This window comes from Pseudomonas sp. P20 (assembly GCF_016463925.1).
GTDB classification, from domain to species: Bacteria; Pseudomonadota; Gammaproteobacteria; order Pseudomonadales; family Pseudomonadaceae; genus Pseudomonas; species Pseudomonas aeruginosa.
In genome coordinates this window covers 217,695-241,986 of record NZ_JAEMVM010000007.1, presented here as the reverse complement: position 1 = coordinate 241,986, position 24,292 = coordinate 217,695, and the positions used below count along the sequence as shown (strand labels likewise).

The window sequence follows — 24,292 nt, the reverse complement described above, 5'->3', positions numbered from 1 at the left end:
CTCCTTATTGGGTTCTCGCGACACGCTCGAGCACTGCGCTCAGCTCATCCAGCTTAGCAGAGAGTGCTTCGACATCGTTCCGGGAAGGTATGCCTATCCGGTTCAACGTGCTAGCGACACGGCTGTCGAATGCCTGCTCGATCCTGTCGAGCTGGTCTTCGACTTTTCCCTTCACCGAAGAGAGGCCGGTCTTGACACTGTCATTGGCCGAATCGACCTGACTTGTGACCAGCGATTTGCCTTTTTTCTCCAGGGCTTCGCCAGCTTTCACCAATTCCTTGAAGTAGTCGCTGCCTTCGGTGCCCAGGCGGGAATACGCACCCAGGCCGGCAAGCCAGATCTGGCGGGCATAGTGGCGGATCTCGGAGACCAGGGAAGTGGATTCGGAAACGGTCTTTTTCTTCAGGGCAATCTTGGCCATGGGGCACCTCACGCTCGTTGGGTTGAAGAAACCGCAGGCGCCGCCGGAACGCTGGCAGCGTGAGAGCAAGGTATCGGGGAAAATTAGAAACCGCATACTAAGCGGAAGATGGGCGCCGCCAGGACGGCGAACGCCCGGCGGGATCAGGCCAGCGCCTTGTCCAGCGCCTTCTCGATCTCGCCCTTGAGCAGGCCGCTCATGGCCGACAGCATCAGGCCGAGCTTGACGTCCACCGCGACCTTGTCCGCCCCCACCGCGATCCTGCCGTCGACGCCACTGCGTTTGAAGGTCAGCTCGTCGCCCTGCCATTCGCACTGCACGCCGTGCTCCTTCGCCAGACGTTCGGCCAGTTTCTCCGCCTTGGCCCGTGCGGCGTCCAGCCCCAGGCTGTGCGGACGTTCGATGTGGATACGCGACATGGATCGACTCCTGATTGCAGATCGGAAAACTATACGCGGCCAGACAAAACACCGCACCCGCGCCGTCGGACGGCGGCACAGCACTTTCCCCACATCCTGTTAGAATGCCCGGCATTCTTTCCAGGTGAGAACGTCATGAACGATCCCCGCAAAGGCGCCGACGCCGAACCCACCACCCACTTCGGCTACCAGAACGTTCCAGAAAGCCAGAAGGCGAAGAAGGTCGCCGAGGTATTCCACTCGGTGGCGGCCAAGTACGACCTGATGAACGACCTGATGTCCGGCGGCATCCATCGCCTGTGGAAGCGATTCACCATCGAGCTGTCCGGCGTGCGCAGCGGGAACCGCGTGCTCGACATCGCCGGCGGCACCGGCGACCTGACCCGGCAGTTCTCGCGCCTGGTCGGCCCGACCGGCGAGGTGGTGCTGGCCGACATCAACGCCTCGATGCTCAAGGTCGGCCGCGACAAGCTGCTCGACAAGGGCGTCTCCGGCAACGTCAGCTTCGTCCAGGCGGACGCCGAGAAGCTGCCCTTCCCGGACAACCACTTCGACTGCGTGACCATCGCCTTCGGCCTGCGCAACGTCACCCACAAGGACGAAGCGATCCGCTCCATGCTGCGCGTGCTCAAGCCCGGTGGCCGCCTGCTGGTGCTGGAGTTCTCCAAGCCGAGCAGCAACCTGCTGTCCAAGGCCTACGACGCCTATTCGTTCAGCCTGCTGCCGCTGATGGGCAAGCTGGTCACCAACGACTCCGAGAGCTATCGCTACCTGGCCGAGTCGATCCGCATGCACCCCGACCAGGAAACCCTGAAGGCGATGATGGTGGAAGCCGGCTTCGACCGCGTGACCTACCACAACATGACCGGCGGCATCGTCGCCCTGCACCGCGGTATCAAGCCTTAACCGAGGGCGCGCCGATGAGCTCGCTGCTGATCCAGGCCGTGCTGGCCGCCGCCGAAACCGGCATCAATCGCGTCCTGCGCCTCGACGGGACAGCGCTGCCGCGCCTGCGCAGGCTTTCCGCCAAGGTCATCGAGGTCGACTGCCTGAGCCCGCCGCTGCGGGTCTTCATCCTGCCCGCCGGCGACGGCCTGCACTTCGCCGCGCAGCATGAGGCGGAGGTCGACTGCACCCTGCGTGCGCCGGCCGGCAACCTCCTGCACCTGGCCCTGGCGCGCGACAAGACCCGCGTCCTGCACAGCCCGGAAGTCAGCATGGACGGCGACAGCGCGGCCCTGCTGGAACTGGCCGGCATCCTGCAGAGCCTGGAGCTGGACTGGGAGTACGAACTGTCGCGCTGGCTCGGCCCGCTCGCCACCCAGGTGCTCGGCAGCAGCCTGCGCGACGCTTCGCGCTGGAGCGCGCAGAGCCTGCACAGCCTGCGCCTGAACCTGGCCGACTACCTTGCCGAGGAAAGCCGTACGCTGGTCGGCCAGCACGAAGCCGAAGCCCGCTTCGCCGAACTGGACCAGCTGAAGCTGGCCCTCGATCGTCTCGACGCGCGCGTCGGACGCCTCAGCCAAAAGACCAAGCCCGACGCATGAAGCTCCTCGCTGTCCGCCGCCTCCTGCGCATCCAGCGCGTCGTCATCCGCTACCGCCTGGACGACCTGATCCTCGAACTGCCGATGCTGCCCTGGTGGCTGCGCCTGCTCGGTGCCACCCTGCCCTGGCGCTGGCTGCCGCGGCGCAAGCTGGAACTGACCCGCGGCGCGCGCCTGCGCCTGGCACTGCAGGACCTCGGACCGATCTTCATCAAGTTCGGCCAGATTCTCTCCACCCGCCGCGACCTGCTGCCCGACGACATCGCCAACGAACTGGCCTGGCTGCAGGACAAGGTGCCGCCCTTCCCACCGGAGCTGGCGGTCAAGCGCATCGAGGAACAGCTGGGCGCGAAGATCGAACAGGTCTTCGCCCGCTTCGAACGCGAACCGCTGGCCTCCGCCTCGGTGGCCCAGGTCCACGCCGCGCGCCTGAAGAGCGGCGAGGAAGTGGTGGTGAAGGTGATCCGGCCGAACCTGGAACCGGTGATCCGCTCCGACATCGCCTGGCTGTTCATCCTCGCCCGCCTCGCCGAGCGGGTCTCCAGCGAGGCGCGGCGCCTGCACCCGGTGGAAGTGGTCAGCGACTACGAGAAGACCATCGTCGACGAACTCGACCTGCTCCGCGAGGCGGCCAACGCCTCGCAGCTGCGACGCAACTTCGAAGGCTCGCCGCTGCTCTACGTGCCACAGGTCTACTGGGACTGGTGCCGGCCCAAGGTGCTGGTGATGGAGCGCATCTACGGCATCCCGGTGACCGACCTGGAAACCCTGCGCGACCAGCGCACCGACTTCAAGGCACTGGCCGAGCGCGGCGTGGAGATCTTCTTCACCCAGGTGTTCCGCGACAGCTTCTTCCATGCCGACATGCACCCCGGCAACATCTTCGTCAGCACCCGCGCGCCCTGGAGCCCGCAATACATCGCGGTGGACTGCGGCATCGTCGGCAGCCTGACCGACGAGGACCAGGACTACCTGGCGCGCAACCTGATCGCCTTCTTCAAGCGCGACTACCGCAAGGTCGCCCAACTGCATATCGACTCCGGCTGGGTCCCGGCGGAAACCAAGGTCAACGACTTCGAGGCGGCGATCCGCACCGTCTGCGAACCGATCTTCGAGAAGCCGCTGAAGGACATCTCCTTCGGCCAGGTCCTGCTGCGCCTGTTCCAGACCGCGCGTCGTTTCAACATGGAGATCCAGCCGCAACTGGTGCTGCTGCAGAAGACCCTGCTGAACATCGAAGGCCTCGGCCGCCAGCTCTACCCGGAACTCGACCTGTGGGCCACCGCCCAGCCGTTCCTGGAGCGCTGGATGCGCGAACGGGTCAGCCCGAAGCAGTTACTGCGCAATTTCCAGCAACAGGTCGAGCAGGTGCCGCACCTGTCGCAAATGGCCCGCGATACCCTCGAACGCCTGTCACAACCGCACGCCCACAATGCGCCGCCGCCGGAGTGGAAAGGTTCCCGCCACGACTGGCTCGGGCGCCTGGTGGGCGCGGTGCTGCTGGTCGGCGCCGCCGAGGTCGGCCTGGGTCAGCAGTTGGAAGCCTGGCCGGCGTGGGTGATGCTGGCCGGCGGGGTGTTCCTGATCCTGCGCCGCTAGCGCCGCGCACGGCCACTAGGCCCGCGCCGATAGCCAGTCGCGCTCCCGGCTGGCACACTACTCCCATTTCCGCCGGAAACGCGCGCAACGTACCGGCAACGAACGTGGAAAGACCATGAAAGACTGGCTGGATGAGATTCACTGGAACGCCGACGGCCTGGTCCCGGCGATCGCCCAGGATCACGAGACCGGGCGCGTGCTGATGATGGCCTGGATGAACCGCGAGGCGCTGGCCCTGACCGCCAGCGAGAACCGTGCAATCTATTGGTCGCGTTCGCGTGGCAAGCTGTGGCGCAAGGGCGAGGAGTCCGGGCATGTGCAGAAGCTGCACGAACTGCGCCTGGACTGCGACGCCGACGTGGTCATCCTGATGGTCGAGCAGGTCGGCGGGATCGCCTGCCATACCGGCCGGGAAAGCTGTTTCTACCGCGTCTTCGAGAACGGCGCCTGGAAGACCGTCGATCCGGTGCTGAAGGACCCGGACGCTATCTACGAACACGCAGGACACCACCATGAGTGACACCCTGACCCGCCTGGCGGCGGTGCTCGAGGAGCGCAAGAACGCCGCGCCCGACAGCTCCTACGTGGCCAGCCTGTACCACAAGGGCCTGAACAAGATCCTGGAGAAGGTCGGCGAGGAGTCGGTGGAAACCATCATCGCCGCCAAGGATGCCGCGGCCAGCGGCGACTGCCAGGACCTGATCTACGAAACCGCCGACCTCTGGTTCCACTCGCTGGTGATGCTCTCGGCCCTCGGCCAGCATCCGCAAGCCGTGCTGGACGAACTGGAGCGCCGCTTCGGCCTTTCCGGCCACGCCGAGAAAGCCGCCCGCCAACCATCGGCCTGAACCTACACATTGCGAGGAATACGACATGGGCATTTTTGACTGGAAACACTGGATCGTCATCCTGATCGTCGTGGTACTGGTGTTCGGCACCAAGCGCCTGAAGAACCTCGGTTCCGACGTCGGCGAAGCGATCAAGGGCTTCCGCAAGGCGGTGAACACCGAGGAAGACGACAAGAAGGACCAGCCCGCCGCCCAGCCGGCCCAACCGCTGAACCAGCCGCACACCATCGACGCCCAGGCGCAGAAGGTCGAAGAGCCGGCGCGCAAGGACTGACGGGTAGCCATCGATGTTCGGAATCAGCTTCAGCGAACTGTTGCTGGTCGGGTTGGTCGCCCTGCTGGTGCTCGGCCCCGAGCGCCTGCCGGGCGCCGCACGTACCGCCGGCCTGTGGATCGGCCGCCTGAAGCGCAGTTTCAATACCATCAAGCAGGAAGTGGAACGGGAAATCGGCGCGGACGAGATCCGCCGGCAACTGCACAACGAGCACATCCTCTCGATGGAGCGCGAAGCGCAGAAGCTGCTGGCCCCGCTGACCGGCCAGAATCCCTCGCAGGAACCCCAGCCGCCGACGGTCGAGAGCCCGGCGCCGAGCGTACCCACGCCGCCGCCGACCAGCACGCCTGCGGTTCCGCCCGCGGACGCCGCGGCACCGCCGGCAGTCGCTGCCTCCACTCCCCCTTCGCCACCGTCCGAGACGCCGCGTAATCCATGAGCGCCGATAAACCCGAGCAGCCCGAGCACGACCAGGAAATGCCCCTGGTCTCGCACCTGACCGAACTGCGTACGCGCCTGCTGCGCAGCGTGGCGGCGATCTTCCTGATCTTCGCCGGCCTGTTCTACTTCTCGCAGAAGATCTACACCCTGGTCTCCGAGCCGTTGCGCCGCTTCCTTCCGGAAGGCACCAGCATGATCGCCACCGACGTCGCCTCGCCGTTCCTCGCGCCGTTCAAGCTGACCATGGTGGTGGCGCTGTTCCTCGCCATGCCGGTGATCCTCGCGCAGGTCTGGGGCTTCATCGCGCCCGGCCTGTACAAGCACGAGAAGCGCGTGGCGCTGCCGCTGCTGGTGTCCAGCATCATCCTGTTCTACGCCGGGATGGCCTTCGCCTACTTCCTGGTGTTCCCGATGATCTTCCACTTCTTCGCCAGCGTGACGCCCGAGGGCGTGGCGATGATGACGGACATCAACAGCTACCTGGACTTCGTCCTGACTCTGTTCTTCGCCTTCGGCGTCGCCTTCGAGATCCCGGTGGCCACGGTGCTGCTGATCTGGATCGGAGTGGTCGACGTCGAGTACCTGAAGAAGATCCGCCCGTACGTGATCATCGGCTGTTTCGTGGTCGGCATGGTCCTGACCCCGCCGGACATCTTCTCCCAGACCATGCTCGCGGTGCCGATGTGGCTGCTGTTCGAGATCGGCCTGCTGTTCGGCCGCCTGGTACGCAAGCGCGGCGAGCATCCGGACGACCAACCGGCCAGCGACGGCGACCAGCCTCCGGCCACCCGCCAGTGAACCTGCTGCTCCTCGACGACGCCGACTTCGTGTCGGCGGATCGTGCGGTCCTGCACGATCGCCGCCTCAAGCACCTGCACGAAGTGCACCGCGCCGAGAACGGCGACACCCTGCGGGTCGGCCGCCTCGGCGGCTGGATGGGCGAAGGCCGCCTGCTGAAGCTCGACGCCAGCGAGGCGACCCTGGAGGTGCGCTTCGACCAGCCGCCGCCGGCCAAGTTGCCGATCACCCTGCTGCTGGCCTTGCCGCGACCGAAGATGCTCCGCCGGGTGTTGCAGACCATCGCCGCAATGGGCGTACCGAAGCTGGTGCTGCTGAACAGCTACCGCGTGGAAAAGAGCTTCTGGCAGACCCCGTTCCTCGACCCGGCGGCGATCCGCGAGAACCTGGTCCTCGGCCTGGAGCAGGCCCGCGATACGGTGCTGCCGGAAATCATCGTCGAGAAGCGCTTCAAACCCTTCGTCGAAGACCGCCTGCCGGCCCTGGCCGCCGGCAGCCTCGGCCTGGTCGGCCATCCCGGTCCCTGGCCGGCCTGTCCGCGCGCGGTGGAGAAGCCGGTGACCCTGGCGATCGGCCCGGAAGGCGGCTGGATTCCCTACGAGGTCGACAAGCTGCGCGAAGCCGGACTGCATCCGGTGCAGCTCGGCGAACGCATCCTGCGCGTGGAAACCGCGGTCAGCGCCCTGCTTGCGCGGTTGTTCTGAAAAAACTCCGGTAAAAGACTGAAGGTTTTCCCCGCCCGGCCGACATCCTCTGTCGCGCAGGGCTCCGCACGACAACCATAAGACCTCGCCCGCCGGCCACGTACCGGCCCTCCGCGCCCGCACGCCGGACGCGACGACGCTGAGCCATTACCTGTTCCGCCACGCCATGGGGCTGCCAACCCAGGGTGTCGCACTGCCTGGAGTAATGACGATGTACGATTGGTGGGTTCTCCAACTGGCCAAGCTGAGCGTCAGCCGCAAGCTGATGGTCGGTTTCGGTGTCCTCCTCGCGCTGCTTCTGCTGGTGGTGATCAGCAGCAACCGCACCCTCACGCACCAGACCGCCCTCAGCGAGCAGCTCGCCGAAGTCGCCAGCCTGATGGAACAGACCCAGCAAGCCGAACAAGGCCGCCTGGCATTCGAAGCCGGCAGCGACCCGCGCCAGGCCGAGCAGGTCCGCCAGACCCTGGCCGGGATGCTCCAGCGCCTGCAGGCGCTGCGCGACAGCGAGCTCGACCCGGCCGCCCTGGCCCACCAGACCGAAGCCATCGAAGCCTACCGCAAGGCTTTCGACGACCTCGCCGCAGCCGATCAGCAACGCAGCGCCGCCCGTGGTGTGCTGGTGGGCACTGCACAGCAGGCGCTGGACAGCTTCGCCCGCCTCGAGGAACTGATGGACGCCAGCCTCGCGCAGCAGGCCGGCGACCCGCAGGCGTTGCAACGTAGCCGTGCGGTGGCCGACCTGCACCAACAGTTGCTCATGGTGCGTTACCAGGTGCGCGGCTACGTCTTCGAACGCAGCGACAAGGCCGAGCAGGCCGCGTTCGCCGCGTTCGACGCCCTCCGCCAGGCCGCCACGACGCTGCGTGGCCAGTTGCCCGGCGAGGCCGATGCGGCGCTGGAACAGGCCATGGGTAGCCTCCAGGGCTATCGTGGCGGGATCGAGCAGTTCCGTGCCGGCGTCATCCGCACGCGCCAGGCGCAGCAAGCGATGCAAAGCAGCACCCAGGATATGGCCCGGGCCGGCCGGACCCTCACCGAAGCCGGTCGCCAATTGCGCGAGAGCACCGCCAGCCGCGACCGCGCCAGCCTCTGGCTGATCGCCGCGCTGGCCCTGGCCTTCGGCTGCGTCGCCGGCTGGGCGATCAACCGGCAGATCGTCCGGCCGCTGGACGAAGCCCTCGCGCAGGCCGAGGCCATCGCCGCCGGCGACCTCGGCAAGCGTCCGCAGAATCCCCTGACCCTCCAGCGCCGCGACGAACTGGGCCAGTTGCAGCGAGTCATGCAGCGCATGGGCGACAGCCTGCGCGAGCTGGTCGGGCGGATCGGCGACGGCGTCAGCCAGTTGGCCAGCTCCGCCGAGGAACTCTCGGCGGTCACCGAGCAGACCCGCGCCGGGGTCAACAGCCAGAAAGTGGAGACCGACCAGGTCGCCACCGCCATGCACGAGATGGCCGCCACCGTGCAGGACGTCGCGCGCAACGCCGAACTGGCTTCCCAGGCCGCTCGCCAGGCCGACGAAGAGGCGCGCCAGGGCGACGCGGTGGTCGACCAGGCGGTGACCCGCATCGAGCGCCTGGCTAGCGAAATGGACGTTTCCAGCGAAGCCATGGCGCGCCTGAAGAACGAGAGCGAGCAGATCGGCAGCGTCCTCGACGTGATCAAGTCGGTGGCCGAGCAAACCAACCTGCTGGCGCTCAACGCAGCCATCGAAGCGGCACGCGCCGGCGACGCCGGACGCGGCTTCGCGGTGGTCGCCGACGAGGTCCGCGGCCTGGCCCAGCGCACCCAGCAGTCCACCGCCGAGATCGAGGGCCTGATCCAGCGTCTCCAGCAGGGCGCCGGCGAAGCCGCCGAACGCCTGGAGAACAGCCGCTCGCTGACCGCCAGCACGGTGGAACTGGCGCGCCGCGCGGGCGCCGCGCTGGACAGCATCACCCGCACCGTCTCCGACATCCAGAACATGAACCTGCAGATCGCCACTGCCGCGGAGCAACAGAGCACGGTGGCCGAGGAGATCAACCGCAGCGTCCTCAGCGTACGCGACGTCGCCGAGCAGTCGGCCGCCGCCAGCGAGCAGACCGCCGCCTCCAGCGGCGAGCTGGCGCGCCTGGGCACGCAGTTGCAGGCACAGGTGGGACGCTTCCGCCTGTAACATCCCGAGAGGATCCTCCTTGCATCGGCAGCCCCTCCCGTCCATCGAAAGCGGACAGGAGGGGCACCTTTGCGTAGGATCAGGCTTTCGCCTTTTGGGAGATGACGCCATGCGCCCGATGACCATCGATATCGACGAACTGGCCTTCGCCCTGGATACCCCGGGAATCGACCACTACCTCGACCTGTACAGCGGCAAGGTGCTGCTGATCTCCGCCGAGGCGCCCGATCCCGAACTGGACGCATTGCTGGAAAACGAGCCGGAACGCCTGCTGCTGATCGACCCGCTGAGCACCACCCAGTCGCTGGGACTGATGCAGGATTTCCTCCGCGAGGTGGAAGAGCCGCACGCCTATGCGACGCTCGCCAACGCGCTGCAGAGCCGCAAGCCGTTCAAGGCCTTCAAGCACTCTCTGATGGAGTACCCGGAACTGTTGCAGGACTGGTACCGCTACCAGAACGAGCGCCTGCGCGAATGGGCGCTGGACTGGCTGGAGGACAACGATATCCAGCCGGCCGCGCGGCAGAGTCCGACGTCGCTCCTGCCGCCGCCGGGCAAGCCGTTCGCCTAGCGCGGTACTAGAGGACCTGGCGGAGGAAGGCCTGGGCCCGCGGGTCCTGCGGATTGTCGAAGAACTGCGCCGGCGGCGCGTCCTCCAGCAGCTTGCCGTGGTCGAAGAACAGCACGCGGTCGGCCACTTCGCGGGCAAAGCCCATCTCGTGGGTCACGCAGACCATGGTCATGCCTTCCACGGCCAGGGTCTTCATGACGTCGAGGACTTCGCCGACCATCTCCGGATCGAGCGCCGAGGTCGGTTCGTCGAACAGCATCACCTTGGGGTCCATGCACAACGCGCGAGCGATCGCCACGCGCTGCTGCTGGCCGCCGGACAGGCGCGAGGGATATTCGTCGGCCTTCTGCCCGATACCGACCTTGGCCAGCAGCGCCCGCGCCTTGGCCTCGCGCTCGGCCTTGCCGCGCTTGCGCACCACGCGCTGGGCCAGGCAGAGGTTCTCGAGCACGGTCATGTGCGGGAACAGGTTGAAATGCTGGAACACCATGCCGACTTCGCGGCGGTAGGCATTGATGTCGGTCCTCGGGTCGGCCAGGTCGACGCCGTCGATGCTCACCGAGCCTTCGTCGAACTCCTCCAGGCCGTTCAGGCAGCGCAGGAAGGTCGACTTGCCGGAACCGGACGGACCGATCACCACCAGTACCTCGCCCCTGGCCACGCGGGTACTCACGTCGTCCACCGCGCGCACTACCTGGCCGCGGGTATCGAAGACCTTCAGCAGGTTGCGTACTTCAATCACTTTGTCCGAGCCTCCGCTCCAGTCGGGATGCCATGTGCGAAAGGGGCAGGTTCAACAGCAGGTACAACGCGGCGACGCAGAACCAGATCTCGAAGGTGGAGAACGAGGTGGTGATCGCCTCGCGGCCGCTCTTGGTCAGTTCGGTGATGGCGATCACCGAGACCAGCGAGGTGTCCTTGACCAGGCTGATGAACTGCCCGGCCAGCGGCGGCAGCACGCGCTTGAAGGCCTGCGGCAGGATCACGTAGCGCATCGACTGGCCGGCGTTCAGGCCCAGGGAGCGGGCGGCCTCGTTCTGTCCGCGGGCGATGGACTGCACGCCGGCCCGGATGATCTCGGCCACGTAGGCGCCGGTGAACAGCGCCAGCGCCGCGACCCCGGCGAACTCGCGGGACAGGTTGAGCACGGTGCCGATGAAGAAGTAGAAGATGAAGATCTGCACCAGCAACGGCGTGCCGCGCACCAGCTCGACGTAGATCGTCGACAGGTCGTGCAGGGTCGGGTTCTTCGACAGCCGGCAGAGGCCGGCGACCAGGCCGATAGCCAGACCGATGGCACCGGACACCAGCGATAGCCAGAGGGTGGTCCACAGGCCCCAGAGCAGTGGGCCGGCGGCCCAGTGGCGGGTCACCCCGACCGCGTCGCCCTCGGCCACGTCGTCGCCTTCGGAGAATTGCAGGCTGTCCTGGGCGACGGTCACGACCTGCTTCTCGCCGCTCTCGCCAAGCAGCGTGACGCGCGCGTCCCTGCCCTGTTCCTCGATAGCCTCGACCCGGCCGATCTCGTTGGCCCGCAACGGCTCCTCGGCCTGGTAGGCGAAGTACTGCGGAACGCGGTTCCAGCGCCATTCATAGGAAATCAGCGAGGTGGAGAACCACAGCGCCCAGGCCAGGACCAGCAGGATCAGCCCGGTCAGCAGGTGCCAGGGCCAGACGGAACGTTTCTTCTTGGTCACGGAAACTCTCTCGAACGATGGAATGCGCAGGTACGACGGCCCCCTTCGCGGGGGCCGTCAGCGGTTCATTCCATTTCCTTCAGCCACTCGGTGTTCTTGAACCACTTGTCGTGGATGCGCTGATAGGTGCCGTCTTCGCGGATCTGATGGAGGAAGTTGTTGATGAAGTTGATGCTGTCGTAGTCGCCTTTCTTCAGGCCGAACGCCAGCGGCTCGTAGGTGAACGGCTGGTCGAGGTAGACCAGCTTGCCGGCGCCGAACTTGCTCACCGCCACCACGTTGTAGGGCGAGTCGTAGATGAAGGCGTCAGCCTTGCCGTTGACCACGTCCATCACCGCTTCCGGCTCGTTGTCGAAGCCATGGTACTTGGCCTTGCTGATCAGCTTGCGGGCAACGATCTCACCGGTGGTGCCGATCTTCGAGGTGATGCTGTACTGCGGTTCGTTCAGGTCCTTGTAGGACTTGATCTTGCCTTCCAGTTCCTTGCGCACCAGCAGGGTCTGGCCGACCACGATGAAGGGCTCGGAGAAGTTCAGGCGCAGGTTGCGCTCCTGGGTCAGGGTCATGCCCGAGCCGATCATGTCGAACTTGTCGGTCAGCAGCGCCGGGATGATGCCGTCGTAGCTGGTGGAGACCAGCTCCAGCTTGACGCCCATGGACTTGGCCATGGCCTTGAGCAGGTCGACTTCGAAGCCGATGATCTGGCCACGCTTGTTGGTCATCTCGAACGGCATGTAGGTCGGGTCCATGCCGACCCGCAGGGTGCCGCGCTTGACCGCGTCCTCCACCGCGCCGGCCGCCTGGACCGAAGCCACGCCCACCAGGGCGCAGACGCCCAGAACCAATGAAGCAAGATACTTTTTCATTCCCCAATCCCCAGCAGTCTTAGAAACACAGTCGTCGAACGGATGCTCTCGTCGTGTCGCCGTCCCGGGCGGGCAGCAGGCCATGACCGGCTGCGCAAAAGGCGGCCGATAGTACCTCAGCTGGCGAACGATACGAGACTTTCTGGATTGCCGGCGCAGGGTAACAGCAGCGCCGCACGGGGAAAACAGGCAAGAAACAGACCATGCCCCCGGCGGCGCTCCGCCGGGGGCATGGGATCAGGACTGGGCGGCGGGCAGCAGGCCGGCGTCGCCGGGCACTACCTGGGCCAGCGGTACGCTGGCGGCGTGGGGGTCGTCCGCCTCGGCCTTGCGCCAGCGGCCGAGCCAGTCGTCGCGGTCCTCTTCCCAGACCCGCGTATGCAGGCGCGAAAGTGCTACCGGGTCACTCAACAGAGCCAGGCGCGTGGCGCCGTCGAGCTGTTCCGGGCCCTTATCGATGGCCTTGCCGATACGCTCGCCGCGCACCGTCTCGATGGCTTGCGCACGGTTGTGGCGAGCCGTGCCCATGGCGCAGGCCAGGGCGTTGAGCAACGGATCGACGGCGGCCTTGAGGAAGCCATCCTTGAGCGCATGCCAGCGGTTCTCGTAGGTGTACTCGTCGGTGGCGCGCAGCTCGCGCGGCGTGTCGTACTCCTCCGGGATCAGGAACAGCTTTTCGTCGCGGGCGCGCAGGCCCAGCTTCACCCGGCTGGAGATCACCGATACCGGGATCGACAGGATCAGCGAACCGACGATCGGCGACAGCCACCACAGGAAGCGCGGGTTGAGCCAGGCCACCAGCAGGGTCCAGGCGATACCCAGCAGGGTCTGCATGCCGTGCCGGCGGATCGCCTCGCTCCAGGGCGTGGCGTCGTCGTCGCGCTGCGGCGAGTTCCACTGCACCGACCAGCCGAGGAAGGCGGCCAGCACGAAGCGGGTGTGGAAGAGCATGCGCACCGGCGCCAGCAGCACCGAGAAGAACATCTCCAGGAGCATGCTCAGGGTCACCCGGATCACCCCGCCGAAACCCTTGGCGCCCTTGGCCCAGATCAGCATTACGCTGAGCAGCTTGGGCAGGAACAACAGGGTCAGGGTGGTGGAGAACAACGCGATGGCCTTCTCCGGATGCCACTGCGGCCAGATCGGGAACAGCTGCCGCGGTTCCAGGAAGTACTGCGGCTCCATCAGTTGGTGCACCGCCAGCAGCGCGGTGGAAAGCACCAGGAAGAAGAACCACAACGGCGCCGACAGGTAGGACATGACCCCGGTGAGGAACACCGCGCGGTGCACCGGGTGCATGCCCTTGACCAGGAACAGGCGGAAGTTCATCAGGTTGCCGTGGCACCAGCGGCGGTCGCGCTTGAGTTCGTCGAGCAGGTTCGGCGGCAGTTCTTCGTAGCTGCCGTCGAGGTCGTAGGCGATCCACACGCCCCAGCCGGCACGGCGCATCAACGCAGCCTCGACGAAGTCGTGGGACAGGATCGCGCCGGCGAACGAGCCCTTGCCCGGCAACGGCGCCAGGGCGCAGTGGTCGATGAAGGGCTGCATGCGGATGATCGCGTTGTGGCCCCAGTAGTGCGACTCGCCGAGTTGCCAGAAGTGCAGGCCGGCGGTGAACAGCGGGCCGTAGACGCGGGTGGCGAACTGCTGCATGCGCGCATACAGGGTGTCCATGCCGGACGCCTTCGGCGCGGTCTGGATGATCCCCGCCTCAGGATTGGCCTCCATCAGGCGTACCAGCTTGGCCAGGCAGTCGCCGCTCATCACGCTGTCGGCGTCCATCACCACCATGTAGCGGTAGTCGCCGCCCCAGCGCCGGCAGAAGTCGTCGATGTTGCCGCTCTTGCGCTTCACCCGACGCCGGCGGCGACGGTAGAAGATCTTGCCGAAGCCCTTGGTCTCGTGGCACAGCTCGAGCCAGGCCTGCTGCTCGGCGACGGCGATATCCGGGTCGTTGGTGTCGCTGAGGACGAAGAAGTCGAAGCGCTCCATCTCGCCGGTGGCGGCCATCGACTCGACGGTCGCCCGCAGGCCGGCGAATACCCGCGGCACGTCTTCGTTGCAGATCGGCATGACGATCGCCGTGCGGGCGTCGGCGGCGATCGGCTCGCTGCCGGCGCTGCTGCCGGAGATCCGGTAGCGGTCACGCCCGGTGAGCAGCTCCCAGAAGCCCATCAGCGCGGTCCAGAAGCCGGCCGAGACCCAGCAGAAGAGGATCGCGAAGAGCGCCAGGATGCCGAACTGGATGACATAGGGCAGCACCTGCTGGACGGTATCCAGCAGGCTCTGCTGGGCCAGCTCCTCCAGGTCGACGAAGGCCCAGCCCTGGTAGGGCAGGATGCCTTTCATGTAGTAGGTGGCGACCGAGGTCTGCGCCAGCATCAACAACAGCAGGATGAACCGGCGCAGCGAGCCGACCCGCTGCCAGCGGGCCCGCGGCAGGGCACGCTTGGGCTTGGGCGGGTTGCTGCGTCCGGTCAGCCGACGCCAGCCGCGCACCAGGATGTTGGTGCGCCAGGGCTCGGGAATCACCTTGGTACGGCGGATCGGCGGGGAAATCTTGAGGAAGGTGCGACCCTGGGCGTCGACGCCGAACATCTCGGCGTCGTCCAGCTCAGGGGTGCCCAGCTGCAGGCGGGCGCGTACCGAGGCCAGGGCGGGATCGCCCCCGGCATCGGCAGCGGCGCCTTCCGCTCCCGCCAGGCGAGCGTGCAGCTCGGAGAAGGAAGCGGACTCGCCAAGCCGCTCCCGCTCCTCTTCCGCCAGGGGAAGATGAGCGAGGTAGTCGGCCAGCGGTGCTTTCGTAGTGGATGGGTTATTCATCGGCAGGCAGCTGATAGCTCCAGGTTTCGCTCAGTGGCTTCTGCGCCTCGTCGACCAGCGCCGCGCGCATTTCCACCGGCTTCTTCGGATCCTTGACCTTGATCCGCAGCGTCAGGCGCCAGCCTTTCAGGACCGGGTTGTAACGCAGGCTGTTCTCCACCACCTCGGCGTTGCTGTCGGTGCTGACCTGGGTGGTCACCGGCGCGTCCGGCGCCAGGTCCTTCAGGGCCGGCCCTTCGAAGTCGACGACCAGGGCGGTGCTGCCGTCCTGCTGGCGGATCAGGTTCTTCTGCTTCACGTCGCCGACCGAGCGCATGGTCTGCTTGACCCAGGAGGATTTCGGGTCGTGCAGCTCGTCTTCATCCATGGTCCAGTGCAGGCGGTAGGCGAAGTCCAGCGGCTTTCCGACCTCAGGCTGGGTCTCGGGGTTCCAGAACGCGACGATATTGTCGTTGGTTTCGTCCGGGGTCGGGATTTCCACCAGTTCCACGGTGCCCTTGCCCCAGTCGCCCTTCGGCTCGATCCAGGCACTCGGACGCAGGTCGTAGCGGTCATCCAGGTCTTCGTAGCGGGAGAACTCGCGGCCGCGCTGGAGCAGGCCGAAGCCTTTCGGGTTCTCCACGCTGAAGGTGCTCACCGACAGGTGCTTCGGATTGTTCAGCGGACGCCACAGCCACTCGCCGTTGCCGGCATGGATCTGCAGGCCGCTGGAGTCATGCAGCTCGGGCCGGAAGTTGTGCTGCTCGGACGGCTGGTTGGAGCCGAACAGGTACATGCTGGTCAGCGGCGCCAGGCCCAGCTTGCTGACCTTGTCGCGGAGGAACACGCGGGCCTGGACATCCATCACCGCATCCTTGCCCGGACGCAGCACGAAGCGGTAGGCGCCGGTGGCCCGCGGCGAGTCGAGCAGGGCGTAGATCACCAGTTGCTTGTCCTGCGCCTTCGGCCGCTCGATCCAGAATTCGCGGAAGCGCGGGAACTCTTCGCCCGAAGGCAGCGCGGTATCGATCGCCAGGCCGCGCGCCGACAGACCGTAGACCTGGCCCTTGCCGACCACGCGGAAGTAGCTCGCGCCAAGGAAGGTGGCGATCTCGTCCTGCTTGTCGGCCTTGTTGATCGGATAGAGCACGCGGAAACCGGCATAGCCGAGATCCTTGGTGGCATTCTCGTCGAACTTCAGGGATCCGAAATCGAACTTGGTGCGATCGTACTTGATCGGCTTGACCGTGGTAGCGGTCACCTCGTTGATCTTCACCGGCGTGTCGAAGTGCATGCCCTGGTGATAGAAGCTCAGCTTGAACGGCGTCTTCAGCTTGCCCCAGTAGGCGCGCTCGTTGATGAAACGGATCTGCTGGTAATCGGCGAATTTCATTTCGCTGAATTCCGATGGCAGGTTGCTGGTCGGCGCGGAATACTTGTCGCCGGCCAGGTCCTTGGCCTTGCTCGCCACGTCGTCGATGCTGAACGCCCATACCGGGGCGGCGACGAATGCCAGCGCGGTCGAGCCGGCAAGCAGCAGGGTGCGCACGCGGGCGCGGAAATCGGTGTTTGAAACGGAACGGAAAATCACGAGGCCCCCTCGTCCGTGAACATGAATTACTGAAGACGCCCTGACCGTTCAGGGGTCTCCGACGGCACCGGAGTGCCGGTCGAACATGGTTTCGCCACATTCGCTGCCAAACCCGATAGATAGCCAGATTTGGCGCGATCTGACAAAAAGAATGCCTGTTTCCAGTCATTCGCGTTACGTGCACCGGGCCTGGAAGACCAGGGGGCATGCCGCTCGTCGGCTAGCGACCCCAGAGGTTCCGACCCTGCCCGGGCGGAATGATTCCCGTCCATTGGGTTGCAGGACGCCCCGCCCGGCATCGGGATGCCGGCCGGCCTGTCCTGTACAGCATGAAATCGGCGTGCGGATGATGCACCGAGGTTGTGACAAAAGGCCATGTATCTGTCACAAAAATTCACCGTTCCGGCCCCGCCATCCCTCCCTGAAGCACCTTGGGGAAAATCCCCTCGACGCCGATCAACTCTCCAGCAGGAAGGTCACCGGCCCGTCGTTGACCAGGTGCACCTGCATGTCGGCGCCGAAACGCCCGGTCGCCACCTGCGGATAGGCCTCCCGCGCCAGTTTCACCAGGTGCTCGAACACCGCCTCTCCTTGCGCCGGCGGCGCCGCGCTGGAGAAGCTCGGACGCAGTCCGCTGCGGGTGTTCGCCGCCAGGGTGAATTGCGAGACCAGCAGCAAGCCGCCCTGCACGTCCAGCAAGGACCGGTTCATCTTGCCCTCGTCGTCGCCGAACACCCTGTAGTTGAGCAGCTTGTGCAGCATCTTCGCCGCGCAACGCTCGCCATCCTCGGGCTCGACCCCGACCAGCACCAGCAGGCCGCGATCGATGGAGCCGACGATTTCGCCGCCAACCTCCACCCGCGCCGCGCCGACGCGCTGCAGCAATGCCTTCATTCGGCCTCCGGCGGCAGGTCGAGCAGTCGCCGGCCGATCTCGTTGGTGGCGCGCACCAGCGCATCGACTATCCCCGGCTCGCTGGCGGTATGCCCGGCGTCGCGGATGATCTGCAGTTCGCTGTTCGGCCAGGCCTGGTGCAAGGCCCAGGCATTGTCCAGGGGACAGATGGCGTCGTAGCGGCCATGCACGATCACGCCAGGCAGATGGGCGATGCGGTGCATGTCCTCGAGCAACTGGTTGGGCCTGAGGAAGCCCTGGTTGACGAAGAAGTGGTTCTCGATGCGCGAGATCGACAGCGCCCTGCCCGGCTCGGTGAAGCGGTCCACCACCATGGGGTTGGGGCGCAGCGTGGCGGTGCGGCCCTCCCAGGTCGACCAGGCCTTGGCAGCGTGCATCTGGGCGATCTGGTCGCTACCGGTCAGGCGCTTGTGGAAGGCCGCCAGCAGGTCGCCGCGCTCTTCCGGCGGGATCGGCGCGACATAGTCTTCCCAATAGTCGGGGAACAGGCGGCTGGCGCCTTCCTGGTAGAACCAGTGGATGTCCTGCGGACGGCAGAGGAAGATGCCGCGCAGGATCAGCGCATGGACCCGCTCGGGATGGGTCTGCGCGTAGGCCAGCGACAGGGTCGAGCCCCAGGAACCGCCGAACAGCACCCACTTCTCGATACCCAGGTGCTCGCGCAGGCGCTCCATGTCCGCCACCAGCTCCCAGGTGCTGTTCTTCTCCAGGCTGGCGTGGGGCGTGGAACGGCCGCAACCGCGCTGGTCGAAGGTGACGATACGGTAGAGGTTGGGATCGAAGAAGCGACGCGACAGGGCATCGCAACCGGAGCCGGGGCCGCCGTGGACGAAGACGACCGGCAGTCCGTCCGGCGAACCGCTTTCGTCGGCATACAGCACATGCGGTTCGTCGACGGCCAGCTCGTGGCGAGCGTAGGGTTTAATTTCCGGATACAGAACTAGCATGATGCGCTCCCGAGGCGATGTGTTCGGCCCCCGGCGCAAACGTCGACAGCGGGGCCCGTCCTTTGCTCTGCCGCGCATGATACTTCGGCGCCGGGAAAAAAACCGAGCGGCTTTCATGTCCGCCCCGGTAGAGGGGAAACCATCAATCCAAGCAACGGCGCCTGGCGCCGGGAGAACGAGCATGGCCGAGGCCTTGCGACACCGTATCCGCGCCGCCGGCCTGCTGGTGGTGGAGCAACGCATCCTGCTGGTCCGCCACGAGGTCGGCGGCGACATCTACTGGATTCCGCCCGGCGGCGGCTTCGAGTCGGAATGCGACGAATCGACGAAGGATACCGTCCGGCGCGAGTTTTTCGAGGAGACCGGCCTGCGGGTGGACGTCGGCCCGCTGGTCTACGTGCGCGAATTCGCCGAACCCGCCGCCGGGCGCTTCCACATGGAGCTGTTCTACCGCATCGACGCCTGGCGTGGCGAGCCGACCCTGGCCAACCTGAAGGGCCTGGGCGGCGACGAGTTCGATATCCGCGAGGTCGGCTGGATCGCCCGCGACGAACTGCCTGGCCTGCCGTCGTTCTATCCGGCCGAACTGGCCGACGACGTCTGGTCGCGCCTGGACGCGCCGACGCCGTCGATCCGCCACCTCGGCCTGCAGCGCTAGACGCTCACTGCACCGGATCGCTGGTGGGGTTCTCGAGGATCGCCTTCAGCTCCGCGGTCATGGGAAACTCCAGGTTCAACCCCTTGGGCGGGATCGGCTGCTGGAACCAGCGCTGGTAGATGCCCTGTATCTCGCCCGAGCGATACAGCCCGGCCAGGGTCTCGTTGACCAGGGCAAGGAACTGCGGGTCGTCCTTGCGCACCATGCAGCTGTAGATCTCCCGCGATTGCGGCTCGCCGACCACCACCCAGTCGTGCGGCTGGCGCGCCTTGGCGCGTTCGCCGTAGAGCAGCGCATCGTCCATGTAGAAGGCCACCGCGCGACCCGATTGCAGCATCTGGAAGGCTTCGCCGTGGTCCTTGGCGCTGACCACGTTCATCCCCAGCTTGTGTTCGGCGTTGTAGTTCTTCAGGTAGCGCTCGTTGGTGGTGCCGGCGGTGGTCACCACGTTCTTGCCCTTGAGGTCGTCGAAGTGGGCGATGCCGCTGTCCTTGCGGGTCAGCAACTGGCCCTTGACGTAGATGAAGCCGTAGGAGAACGCCACCTGTTTCTGCCGCTCGGCGGTGACCCCGGTGGAGCCGCACTCCAGGTCGACGGTGCCATTCTGCACCAGAGGGATACGGGTCTGCGAAGTGACCAGGTTGTACTTCACCTTGAGTTCCGGCTTGCCGAGGGTGCTTTTGAGCCGCTCCACCACCTTGTCGGCCAGTTCCACCGAATAGCCCATGGGCTGGCCGCTGTTATCGCCAAGGTAGGAGAAAGGCACCGAGGCATCGCGATAACCCAGGGTTATCGTGCCGTTGTCGGCAACCTTCTTCAGGGTGCCGCTGAGTTCCTCGGCCTGCGCGGCGCCGATGGCGAGCGACAGGGAGAGTGCGAGAGTGCTGGATACAAGGATTTTCATCGGAGGTTCTGCCTCTTTTTTCTTATGGCTATGGAAAGTAAGTCAGCCCCTGGCCGCCACCACGGTGATCTCCACCAGCACCGACGGACGCGCCAGCTCCGCCTGGACGGTGGTCCGGCTGGGCGCCTGGCCGGTCGGCAACCACTGGGTCCAGACCTCGTTCAGGGCGGCGAAATCGCGGGCGATGTCCTTCAGGTAGATGGTCGCGCTGAGGATACGCTCCTTGCGCGACCCGGCCTCGGCCAGCAGCGCGTCGATCTTCGCCAGCACCTCGCGGGTCTGGCCATGGATATCCTCGGCCTGGCCCGGCACCTGGCCGGAAAGAAATACCAGGGCGTCGAAGCAGACCGCGGCGGACAGGCGGTCGTTGGTGGCGATACGGATCGGTTCCATGGGAGTGCTCCAGGTCGAGGGGAATTCAGCCAGCCAGCGCGCCGCGCGGCAGCAGGCCAGAGGTATCGATGCTCGGCGGGCGGCGGCCGATCTGCTCGGCCAGCAGGCGCCCGCTGCCGCAGGCCAGGGTGAAGCCGAGCGCGCCGTGGCCGAGGTTGAGCCAGAGGTTGCGGTAGCCGCCGTTGCCCACCAGCGGTACCCCGGTGGGCGTGGCCGGGCGCATGCCGGCCCATTCGACGGCGGCGTCGAAATCGCCGCCCTGCGGGAACGTGTCTCGCGCCTGCTGGCGCAGCAGTGCCAGGCGCGCGGGCTCGAGGCCGGGGTCGAAGCCGACGATGTCGACCATCGCGGCGATCCGCAGCCGCTCGCCGATTCGCGCGTAGACGATCTTGCGGTCGTAATCGGTGATGCTGGTATCCGGCGCGCGGTGCTGCGCGCCGACCGGCAGGGTCAGGCTATAGCCCTTGAGCGGGTATAGCGGCAGGCGCAGGCCCGGCAGCATCAATTCAGCGCTGCGGTAGCCGGCGGCCAGCACCACATGATCGGCCTCGATGAGATCGCCGCCGACCTCGACGCCACGCACCGCCGCGCCGCCCTCGACGATCTTCGTCACCCTGCGGCCATGCAGTTGCCGGCAATGTCCGGAAGCCTGCAAGCGCTCGGCAAGTTGCACGCAGAAGGCATGGCAGTCGGCGACCTCCTCGTCCGGCGTGTGGATGCCGCCGACGAAGGGCGCGTCGGACAGGGCCGGCTCCAACTCGCGGCACTCGGCGGCGGACAGGACGAATTGCGCCGAGGGATCGGCCAGGCCCTGGCGGGCCCGCGCAAAGCTGGCCGGTTGGCGAAACGCCACCAGCTTGCCGTTGCGCCGCCAGTCGAAGCCATCGAGGCCATCCTCCTCGCGCCAGTCCTGCAGGGTGCGCTGGCTGAGCAATGCCAGGCGCAGCAGGTGCGCGGCATTGCGGCGGTTCAGCGAGCCGCGGCAGGCCGCGAGGAAGCCCAGCAGCCAGCGCCACTGCGCCGGATCAAGACGCGGCCGCAGGCGCAACGGCGCATCGTTGCGCAGCAGCCAGCCGAGCGCCTGGGCCGGCACGCCGCTGTCGGCCAATGGCGCCACGTAGCGATAGGACAACTGCCCGCCATTGGCGTAGCTGGTTTCCAGCCCGCCCCGCTCGCGCGCTTCCACCAGGGTCACGTCGAATCCTTCGCGAACCAGGGCGTAGGCCGTGGCCAGGCCGACCACGCCGGCGCCGATGATGCAAACCCGCTGAGCCATGACAATCGTTATCCAGGTGTTTTCCAGGGCTTCGACGATAGGCGCGGATGACAGCGGTAGGACAATGAATAAAGATGGCCAGGGTATAAATCCAGGTTATGGGATCGCGCCGATGAAGCTCCGCCATATCGAAGTGTTCCAGGCGATCCGCCAGGCTGGCTCGGTCAGCGGCGCCGCACAGTTGCTGCATGTGTCCCAACCGGCGGTGAGCAAGGTCCTGCAGCACGCCGAGCAGCAACTGGGCTTCCCGCTGTTCTTGCGAGTGCGCGGCAAGCTGCTGGCGACTCCGGAAGCGCTGGAACTGGAGCGCGAAGTGGCCAAGCTCAGCGATAGCCTGCAGGCGGTGCGGCGCCTGGCGCAGAACCTGCGGCGCCAGCCGGGCCACAGCCTGCGCATCGGCGCCACCCCGGCCCTGGCGCTGTCGCTGCTGCCGCGGGCGATCGGCGAATGGAGCGCGCGCTATCCGCAGAGCGGCTGCGAACTGGCCACCTTGCATTCGCGCGAGCTGGTGCAGGGCCTGCTGATGCGCGAACTGGACCTGGCCCTGAGCCTGAAGCAGCCGGAACACCCCGGCCTGCGCGGCGAAGCCATCGCCAGCGGCGTATTGGTGGCCCTGGCGCCGCGCGAACACTGGCCCGAAGCGGAACGCCGGCAGCCGCTGAGCCTGGCCGGGCTGGCCGGCGAAGCGCTGATCGGGCTGTCCACCGCCGACCCGCTGTTCGCCCGCCTGGAGGATTACCTCAGCGCCGTGGAGCCACCGCCGCAGGTGAAGACCGCCGTGCAGACCTACGCCCTCGCCCGCGCCCTGGTGGAGGCTGGGGCGGGCCTGGCGCTGGTCGATCCCTTCACCGCCCTCGGCGCCGACCCGCACAGCACCGCGATCCGCCCATTGAGCCCGGCCTTCCCGGTCACCCTCTACGCCATCACCCGCGCCGACGAAACCCCGCCGCACACCCTCGCTCCGCTGCTGCGGATGCTCGCCCGCCAGGCCGAGGAGCGTTTGCGGGCCGTGCAGATGTAGCATTTGCCGCCTGGCCTGCCGCTGGAAACCTTGGACGTCGTTCTGGCCCACGCCTCGCGTACTTACCGCTCCGGCTTCCAGTCTGGGCGGTCCACGTCGTAGCCTTGGGTCGGGTGAGGAGGCAGAGGATGGTCTTCTATCAGATGGGGGAAACGTAAGTCAGGGTCGGCCTCAAGCTTTTTGTAGATTGAATAATACGCTTCTTGCAACTTTTCGTCGGGGGCGTACCACATTGCACTTGCAGGAGGAGTCTCACTTCCGAAGACTCGTGATAGGAAAAAAGCCGCGCTCTTGCCCCCCTGAGAGACTGACGCCTGATAATAAACCAGTGCCTTTGGGAAATTGTGCTCCACTATCTTGTAATACGCTCCCAACTCATAATTAGCCGGCGCATAGCCCTGGCTAGCAGCACAGTGAGTATACGCCAACCCCAAATCCTTTTTTTTGGCCACATATATATAAAGCTTACCTAGTTCGGTTAGCGCCGGCGGATTTCCTAGGCTAGCAGCCTTATCAAGAAAAGTAAGTCCGTCAGTTGCAGGATTCTTGACCCCGGCACGATTACCGATCATTGCCCCCATATTATAGAAACCTTGAGGAATCTTCAGATCGATCATTTTCTGGTAAAGGTCTAGAGCTTTCTGAGTGTCCTTCTCCACACCTCCCGGCCAACCGGTACGATAGAGGTTCGCCAAGTTATGCATGGCCTTCCAGTGGCCACGCTCCACTGCCTTGCTGTAAAGCTCGACGATACGGCCCCAGGGCCGCAGAGTATCGGGCTTGGCCAAGGCGGCTGCTTCGCGGTACCAGACATCGGCTTGCGAATCCAACGGCGGCAGATGGCCTTTTTCATTAACGCAGACAAACGATTTGCTGTTGGCCATCACGGGGACGGCTGCAAGACACAGCACGGCCCAAAGTCCAATAGCCATCAGCCGCATCACTGCTCCGGTTTCCAGTCAGGCCGATCTGCGTCGTAGCCCTGAGTGGGATGAGGTGGTAACGGATGCTCCTTCATCAGGTTGGGAAAACGTAAATCAGGATCAGCTTCAAGCTTTTTATAGATTGAATAATATTCCTTGTGTAGTTTTTCATCGGGGGAGTACCACATTCTGTCAACATCGGGACTGGTCTTATCAAAAACTCCGGACATGAAGAGGGCAGCATCATCATTTCCTTGACTGGCAGCAAGAAGATAATATCTTGCTGCTTTTGGAAAGTTGTGTTCAACGAGTTCGTAGTAACTCCCCAACTCATAGTTTGCCGGAGCATAACCCTGACTCGCAGCACATTGGGTATATGCCAAACCCAACTCTCTGTTTTTGGCCACATAAATATAAAGCTTACCCAGTTCGGTTAGCGCCGGCGGATTTCCTAGGCTAGCAGCCTTATCAAGAAAAGTAAGACCATCAGTTGCAGGATTATTGACCCCGGCACGATTACCGA

Annotated in this window: 27 protein-coding genes; 13 read left to right on the top strand and 14 right to left on the bottom strand. The window is 65.6% G+C overall.

Annotated elements, in window-relative coordinates; genetic code table 11:
- Window positions 1-4 precede the first annotated feature (4 nt).
- Complete coding sequence (locus JHD77_RS08600) at window positions 5-421, bottom strand: phasin family protein (RefSeq protein WP_003103463.1); 417 nt, start codon at window positions 419-421, stop codon at window positions 5-7.
- A 143-nt stretch (window positions 422-564) separates the two neighbouring features.
- Window positions 565-840, bottom strand: a complete 276-nt coding sequence (locus JHD77_RS08595; protein WP_003095874.1) for a polyhydroxyalkanoic acid system family protein — start codon at window positions 838-840, stop codon at window positions 565-567.
- A gap of 135 nt (window positions 841-975) precedes the next feature.
- Between JHD77_RS08595 and ubiE the strand changes: the two genes are divergently transcribed.
- The 11 genes from ubiE to JHD77_RS08540 all read left to right on the top strand — a co-directional run bounded on the left by ubiE (window position 976) and on the right by JHD77_RS08540 (window position 9,776).
- Window positions 976-1,746 carry a bifunctional demethylmenaquinone methyltransferase/2-methoxy-6-polyprenyl-1,4-benzoquinol methylase UbiE gene (gene ubiE, locus JHD77_RS08590; RefSeq protein WP_003103462.1) on the top strand — a complete coding sequence of 257 codons (771 nt, stop codon included), beginning with the start codon at window positions 976-978 and terminating at the stop codon, window positions 1,744-1,746.
- A 14-nt stretch (window positions 1,747-1,760) separates the two neighbouring features.
- The gene (locus JHD77_RS08585) at window positions 1,761-2,387 is read left to right on the top strand and encodes a ubiquinone biosynthesis accessory factor UbiJ (RefSeq protein ID WP_023110488.1); all 627 of its coding nucleotides are present in this window, start codon (window positions 1,761-1,763) and stop codon (window positions 2,385-2,387) included.
- Entirely contained in the window at window positions 2,384-3,985 is a 1,602-nt protein-coding gene (gene ubiB, locus JHD77_RS08580; RefSeq protein ID WP_003095885.1) for a ubiquinone biosynthesis regulatory protein kinase UbiB, read from the top strand. Before JHD77_RS08585 ends, ubiB begins: the two co-directional genes overlap by 4 nt.
- 115 nt (window positions 3,986-4,100) lie before the next feature.
- On the top strand, window positions 4,101-4,505 hold the full coding sequence (gene hisI, locus JHD77_RS08575; protein WP_003095888.1) for a phosphoribosyl-AMP cyclohydrolase: 405 nt from the start codon (window positions 4,101-4,103) through the stop codon (window positions 4,503-4,505).
- Window positions 4,498-4,833, top strand: a complete 336-nt coding sequence (locus JHD77_RS08570; protein ID WP_003103458.1) for a phosphoribosyl-ATP diphosphatase — start codon at window positions 4,498-4,500, stop codon at window positions 4,831-4,833. The genes hisI and JHD77_RS08570 overlap by 8 nt, the downstream gene beginning before the upstream one ends.
- A 25-nt stretch (window positions 4,834-4,858) precedes the next feature.
- Complete coding sequence (locus tag JHD77_RS08565; protein WP_003095893.1) at window positions 4,859-5,107, top strand: twin-arginine translocase TatA/TatE family subunit; 249 nt, start codon at window positions 4,859-4,861, stop codon at window positions 5,105-5,107.
- A 13-nt stretch (window positions 5,108-5,120) separates the two neighbouring features.
- A complete protein-coding gene (gene tatB, locus JHD77_RS08560) occupies window positions 5,121-5,546 on the top strand; it encodes a Sec-independent protein translocase protein TatB (RefSeq protein ID WP_003116127.1) in 426 nt (141 codons plus the stop codon).
- Window positions 5,543-6,346, top strand: a complete 804-nt coding sequence (gene tatC / locus JHD77_RS08555) for a twin-arginine translocase subunit TatC (RefSeq protein ID WP_003095896.1) — start codon at window positions 5,543-5,545, stop codon at window positions 6,344-6,346. Before tatB ends, tatC begins: the two co-directional genes overlap by 4 nt.
- Window positions 6,343-7,050, top strand: coding sequence for a 16S rRNA (uracil(1498)-N(3))-methyltransferase (locus tag JHD77_RS08550; RefSeq protein WP_003095898.1), 708 nt, complete (start codon window positions 6,343-6,345; stop codon window positions 7,048-7,050). Before tatC ends, JHD77_RS08550 begins: the two co-directional genes overlap by 4 nt.
- A gap of 211 nt (window positions 7,051-7,261) precedes the next feature.
- Window positions 7,262-9,205: a methyl-accepting chemotaxis protein gene (locus tag JHD77_RS08545; RefSeq protein ID WP_003121214.1), complete on the top strand. Its 1,944-nt coding sequence runs from the start codon at window positions 7,262-7,264 to the stop codon at window positions 9,203-9,205.
- Between the two features lie 109 nt (window positions 9,206-9,314).
- Window positions 9,315-9,776: a UPF0158 family protein gene (locus JHD77_RS08540; protein ID WP_003095904.1), complete on the top strand. Its 462-nt coding sequence runs from the start codon at window positions 9,315-9,317 to the stop codon at window positions 9,774-9,776.
- Window positions 9,777-9,783: 7 nt separating this feature from the next.
- On the opposite strand, the gene JHD77_RS08535 is transcribed toward JHD77_RS08540, so the two are convergent.
- The 7 genes from JHD77_RS08535 to pip form a co-directional block, all read right to left on the bottom strand.
- Window positions 9,784-10,518: an amino acid ABC transporter ATP-binding protein gene (locus JHD77_RS08535; protein WP_003095906.1), complete on the bottom strand. Its 735-nt coding sequence runs from the start codon at window positions 10,516-10,518 to the stop codon at window positions 9,784-9,786.
- Window positions 10,511-11,473: an amino acid ABC transporter permease gene (locus tag JHD77_RS08530; protein ID WP_003103450.1), complete on the bottom strand. Its 963-nt coding sequence runs from the start codon at window positions 11,471-11,473 to the stop codon at window positions 10,511-10,513. Before JHD77_RS08530 ends, JHD77_RS08535 begins: the two co-directional genes overlap by 8 nt.
- A 65-nt stretch (window positions 11,474-11,538) precedes the next feature.
- A complete protein-coding gene (locus tag JHD77_RS08525; RefSeq protein ID WP_031756307.1) occupies window positions 11,539-12,339 on the bottom strand; it encodes a transporter substrate-binding domain-containing protein in 801 nt (266 codons plus the stop codon).
- Between the two features lie 237 nt (window positions 12,340-12,576).
- Complete coding sequence (mdoH, locus tag JHD77_RS08520; RefSeq protein ID WP_191519370.1) at window positions 12,577-15,162, bottom strand: glucans biosynthesis glucosyltransferase MdoH; 2,586 nt, start codon at window positions 15,160-15,162, stop codon at window positions 12,577-12,579.
- Complete coding sequence (locus JHD77_RS08515) at window positions 15,155-16,732, bottom strand: glucan biosynthesis protein G (protein ID WP_003095915.1); 1,578 nt, start codon at window positions 16,730-16,732, stop codon at window positions 15,155-15,157. Before JHD77_RS08515 ends, mdoH begins: the two co-directional genes overlap by 8 nt.
- A gap of 456 nt (window positions 16,733-17,188) precedes the next feature.
- Window positions 17,189-17,626 carry a D-aminoacyl-tRNA deacylase gene (gene dtd / locus JHD77_RS08510; RefSeq protein WP_003103447.1) on the bottom strand — a complete coding sequence of 146 codons (438 nt, stop codon included), beginning with the start codon at window positions 17,624-17,626 and terminating at the stop codon, window positions 17,189-17,191.
- A complete protein-coding gene (pip, locus tag JHD77_RS08505; RefSeq protein WP_003095918.1) occupies window positions 17,623-18,594 on the bottom strand; it encodes a prolyl aminopeptidase in 972 nt (323 codons plus the stop codon). Before pip ends, dtd begins: the two co-directional genes overlap by 4 nt.
- Before the next feature lie 181 nt (window positions 18,595-18,775).
- Between pip and JHD77_RS08500 the strand changes: the two genes are divergently transcribed.
- Window positions 18,776-19,252, top strand: coding sequence for an NUDIX domain-containing protein (locus JHD77_RS08500; RefSeq protein ID WP_003095920.1), 477 nt, complete (start codon window positions 18,776-18,778; stop codon window positions 19,250-19,252).
- 4 nt (window positions 19,253-19,256) lie between these two features.
- On the opposite strand, the gene JHD77_RS08495 is transcribed toward JHD77_RS08500, so the two are convergent.
- From JHD77_RS08495 to JHD77_RS08485, 3 genes are read right to left on the bottom strand one after another with little or no spacing between them, the layout of a single operon-like run.
- Window positions 19,257-20,156 (bottom strand): transporter substrate-binding domain-containing protein, encoded by a 900-nt coding sequence (locus JHD77_RS08495; RefSeq protein ID WP_003103446.1) that lies wholly within the window; start codon window positions 20,154-20,156, stop codon window positions 19,257-19,259.
- A 42-nt stretch (window positions 20,157-20,198) separates the two neighbouring features.
- Window positions 20,199-20,549 (bottom strand): RidA family protein, encoded by a 351-nt coding sequence (locus JHD77_RS08490; RefSeq protein WP_031756309.1) that lies wholly within the window; start codon window positions 20,547-20,549, stop codon window positions 20,199-20,201.
- A 25-nt stretch (window positions 20,550-20,574) separates the two neighbouring features.
- Window positions 20,575-21,825, bottom strand: coding sequence for a D-amino acid dehydrogenase (locus JHD77_RS08485; protein ID WP_003103445.1), 1,251 nt, complete (start codon window positions 21,823-21,825; stop codon window positions 20,575-20,577).
- Between the two features lie 64 nt (window positions 21,826-21,889).
- Here JHD77_RS08485 and JHD77_RS08480 point away from each other — a divergent pair, with 64 nt between their 5' ends.
- Window positions 21,890-22,846: a LysR family transcriptional regulator gene (locus JHD77_RS08480; protein WP_191519371.1), complete on the top strand. Its 957-nt coding sequence runs from the start codon at window positions 21,890-21,892 to the stop codon at window positions 22,844-22,846.
- Between the two features lie 62 nt (window positions 22,847-22,908).
- On the opposite strand, the gene JHD77_RS08475 is transcribed toward JHD77_RS08480, so the two are convergent.
- Together JHD77_RS08475 and JHD77_RS08470 are read right to left on the bottom strand one after the other, a co-directional pair.
- Entirely contained in the window at window positions 22,909-23,778 is an 870-nt protein-coding gene (locus tag JHD77_RS08475) for a tetratricopeptide repeat protein (RefSeq protein WP_074231399.1), read from the bottom strand.
- Window positions 23,779-23,786: 8 nt separating this feature from the next.
- Window positions 23,787-24,292, bottom strand: a 506-nt coding sequence (locus JHD77_RS08470) for a tetratricopeptide repeat protein (RefSeq protein ID WP_034000045.1), incomplete at its 5' end; no start/stop codon positions are given.

Excerpts from the sequence above, each read along its gene's own strand:
- JHD77_RS08600 (WP_003103463.1), bottom strand. The coding sequence starts at position 421 with ATGGCCAAGATTGCCCTGAAGAAAAAGACCGTTTCCGAATCCACTTCC.
- JHD77_RS08595 (WP_003095874.1), bottom strand. The coding sequence starts at position 840 with ATGTCGCGTATCCACATCGAACGTCCGCACAGCCTGGGGCTGGACGCC.
- ubiE (WP_003103462.1), top strand. The coding sequence starts at position 976 with ATGAACGATCCCCGCAAAGGCGCCGACGCCGAACCCACCACCCACTTC.
- JHD77_RS08585 (WP_023110488.1), top strand. The coding sequence starts at position 1,761 with ATGAGCTCGCTGCTGATCCAGGCCGTGCTGGCCGCCGCCGAAACCGGC.
- ubiB (WP_003095885.1), top strand. The coding sequence starts at position 2,384 with ATGAAGCTCCTCGCTGTCCGCCGCCTCCTGCGCATCCAGCGCGTCGTC.
- hisI (WP_003095888.1), top strand. The coding sequence starts at position 4,101 with ATGAAAGACTGGCTGGATGAGATTCACTGGAACGCCGACGGCCTGGTC.
- JHD77_RS08570 (WP_003103458.1), top strand. The coding sequence starts at position 4,498 with ATGAGTGACACCCTGACCCGCCTGGCGGCGGTGCTCGAGGAGCGCAAG.
- JHD77_RS08565 (WP_003095893.1), top strand. The coding sequence starts at position 4,859 with ATGGGCATTTTTGACTGGAAACACTGGATCGTCATCCTGATCGTCGTG.
- tatB (WP_003116127.1), top strand. The coding sequence starts at position 5,121 with ATGTTCGGAATCAGCTTCAGCGAACTGTTGCTGGTCGGGTTGGTCGCC.
- tatC (WP_003095896.1), top strand. The coding sequence starts at position 5,543 with ATGAGCGCCGATAAACCCGAGCAGCCCGAGCACGACCAGGAAATGCCC.
- JHD77_RS08545 (WP_003121214.1), top strand. The coding sequence starts at position 7,262 with ATGTACGATTGGTGGGTTCTCCAACTGGCCAAGCTGAGCGTCAGCCGC.
- JHD77_RS08540 (WP_003095904.1), top strand. The coding sequence starts at position 9,315 with ATGCGCCCGATGACCATCGATATCGACGAACTGGCCTTCGCCCTGGAT.
- JHD77_RS08525 (WP_031756307.1), bottom strand. The coding sequence starts at position 12,339 with ATGAAAAAGTATCTTGCTTCATTGGTTCTGGGCGTCTGCGCCCTGGTG.
- mdoH (WP_191519370.1), bottom strand. The coding sequence starts at position 15,162 with ATGAATAACCCATCCACTACGAAAGCACCGCTGGCCGACTACCTCGCT.
- dtd (WP_003103447.1), bottom strand. The coding sequence starts at position 17,626 with ATGAAGGCATTGCTGCAGCGCGTCGGCGCGGCGCGGGTGGAGGTTGGC.
- pip (WP_003095918.1), bottom strand. The coding sequence starts at position 18,594 with ATGCTAGTTCTGTATCCGGAAATTAAACCCTACGCTCGCCACGAGCTG.
- JHD77_RS08500 (WP_003095920.1), top strand. The coding sequence starts at position 18,776 with ATGGCCGAGGCCTTGCGACACCGTATCCGCGCCGCCGGCCTGCTGGTG.
- JHD77_RS08495 (WP_003103446.1), bottom strand. The coding sequence starts at position 20,156 with ATGAAAATCCTTGTATCCAGCACTCTCGCACTCTCCCTGTCGCTCGCC.
- JHD77_RS08490 (WP_031756309.1), bottom strand. The coding sequence starts at position 20,549 with ATGGAACCGATCCGTATCGCCACCAACGACCGCCTGTCCGCCGCGGTC.
- JHD77_RS08485 (WP_003103445.1), bottom strand. The coding sequence starts at position 21,825 with ATGGCTCAGCGGGTTTGCATCATCGGCGCCGGCGTGGTCGGCCTGGCC.
- JHD77_RS08480 (WP_191519371.1), top strand. The coding sequence starts at position 21,890 with ATGAATAAAGATGGCCAGGGTATAAATCCAGGTTATGGGATCGCGCCG.
- JHD77_RS08475 (WP_074231399.1), bottom strand. The coding sequence starts at position 23,778 with ATGGCTATTGGACTTTGGGCCGTGCTGTGTCTTGCAGCCGTCCCCGTG.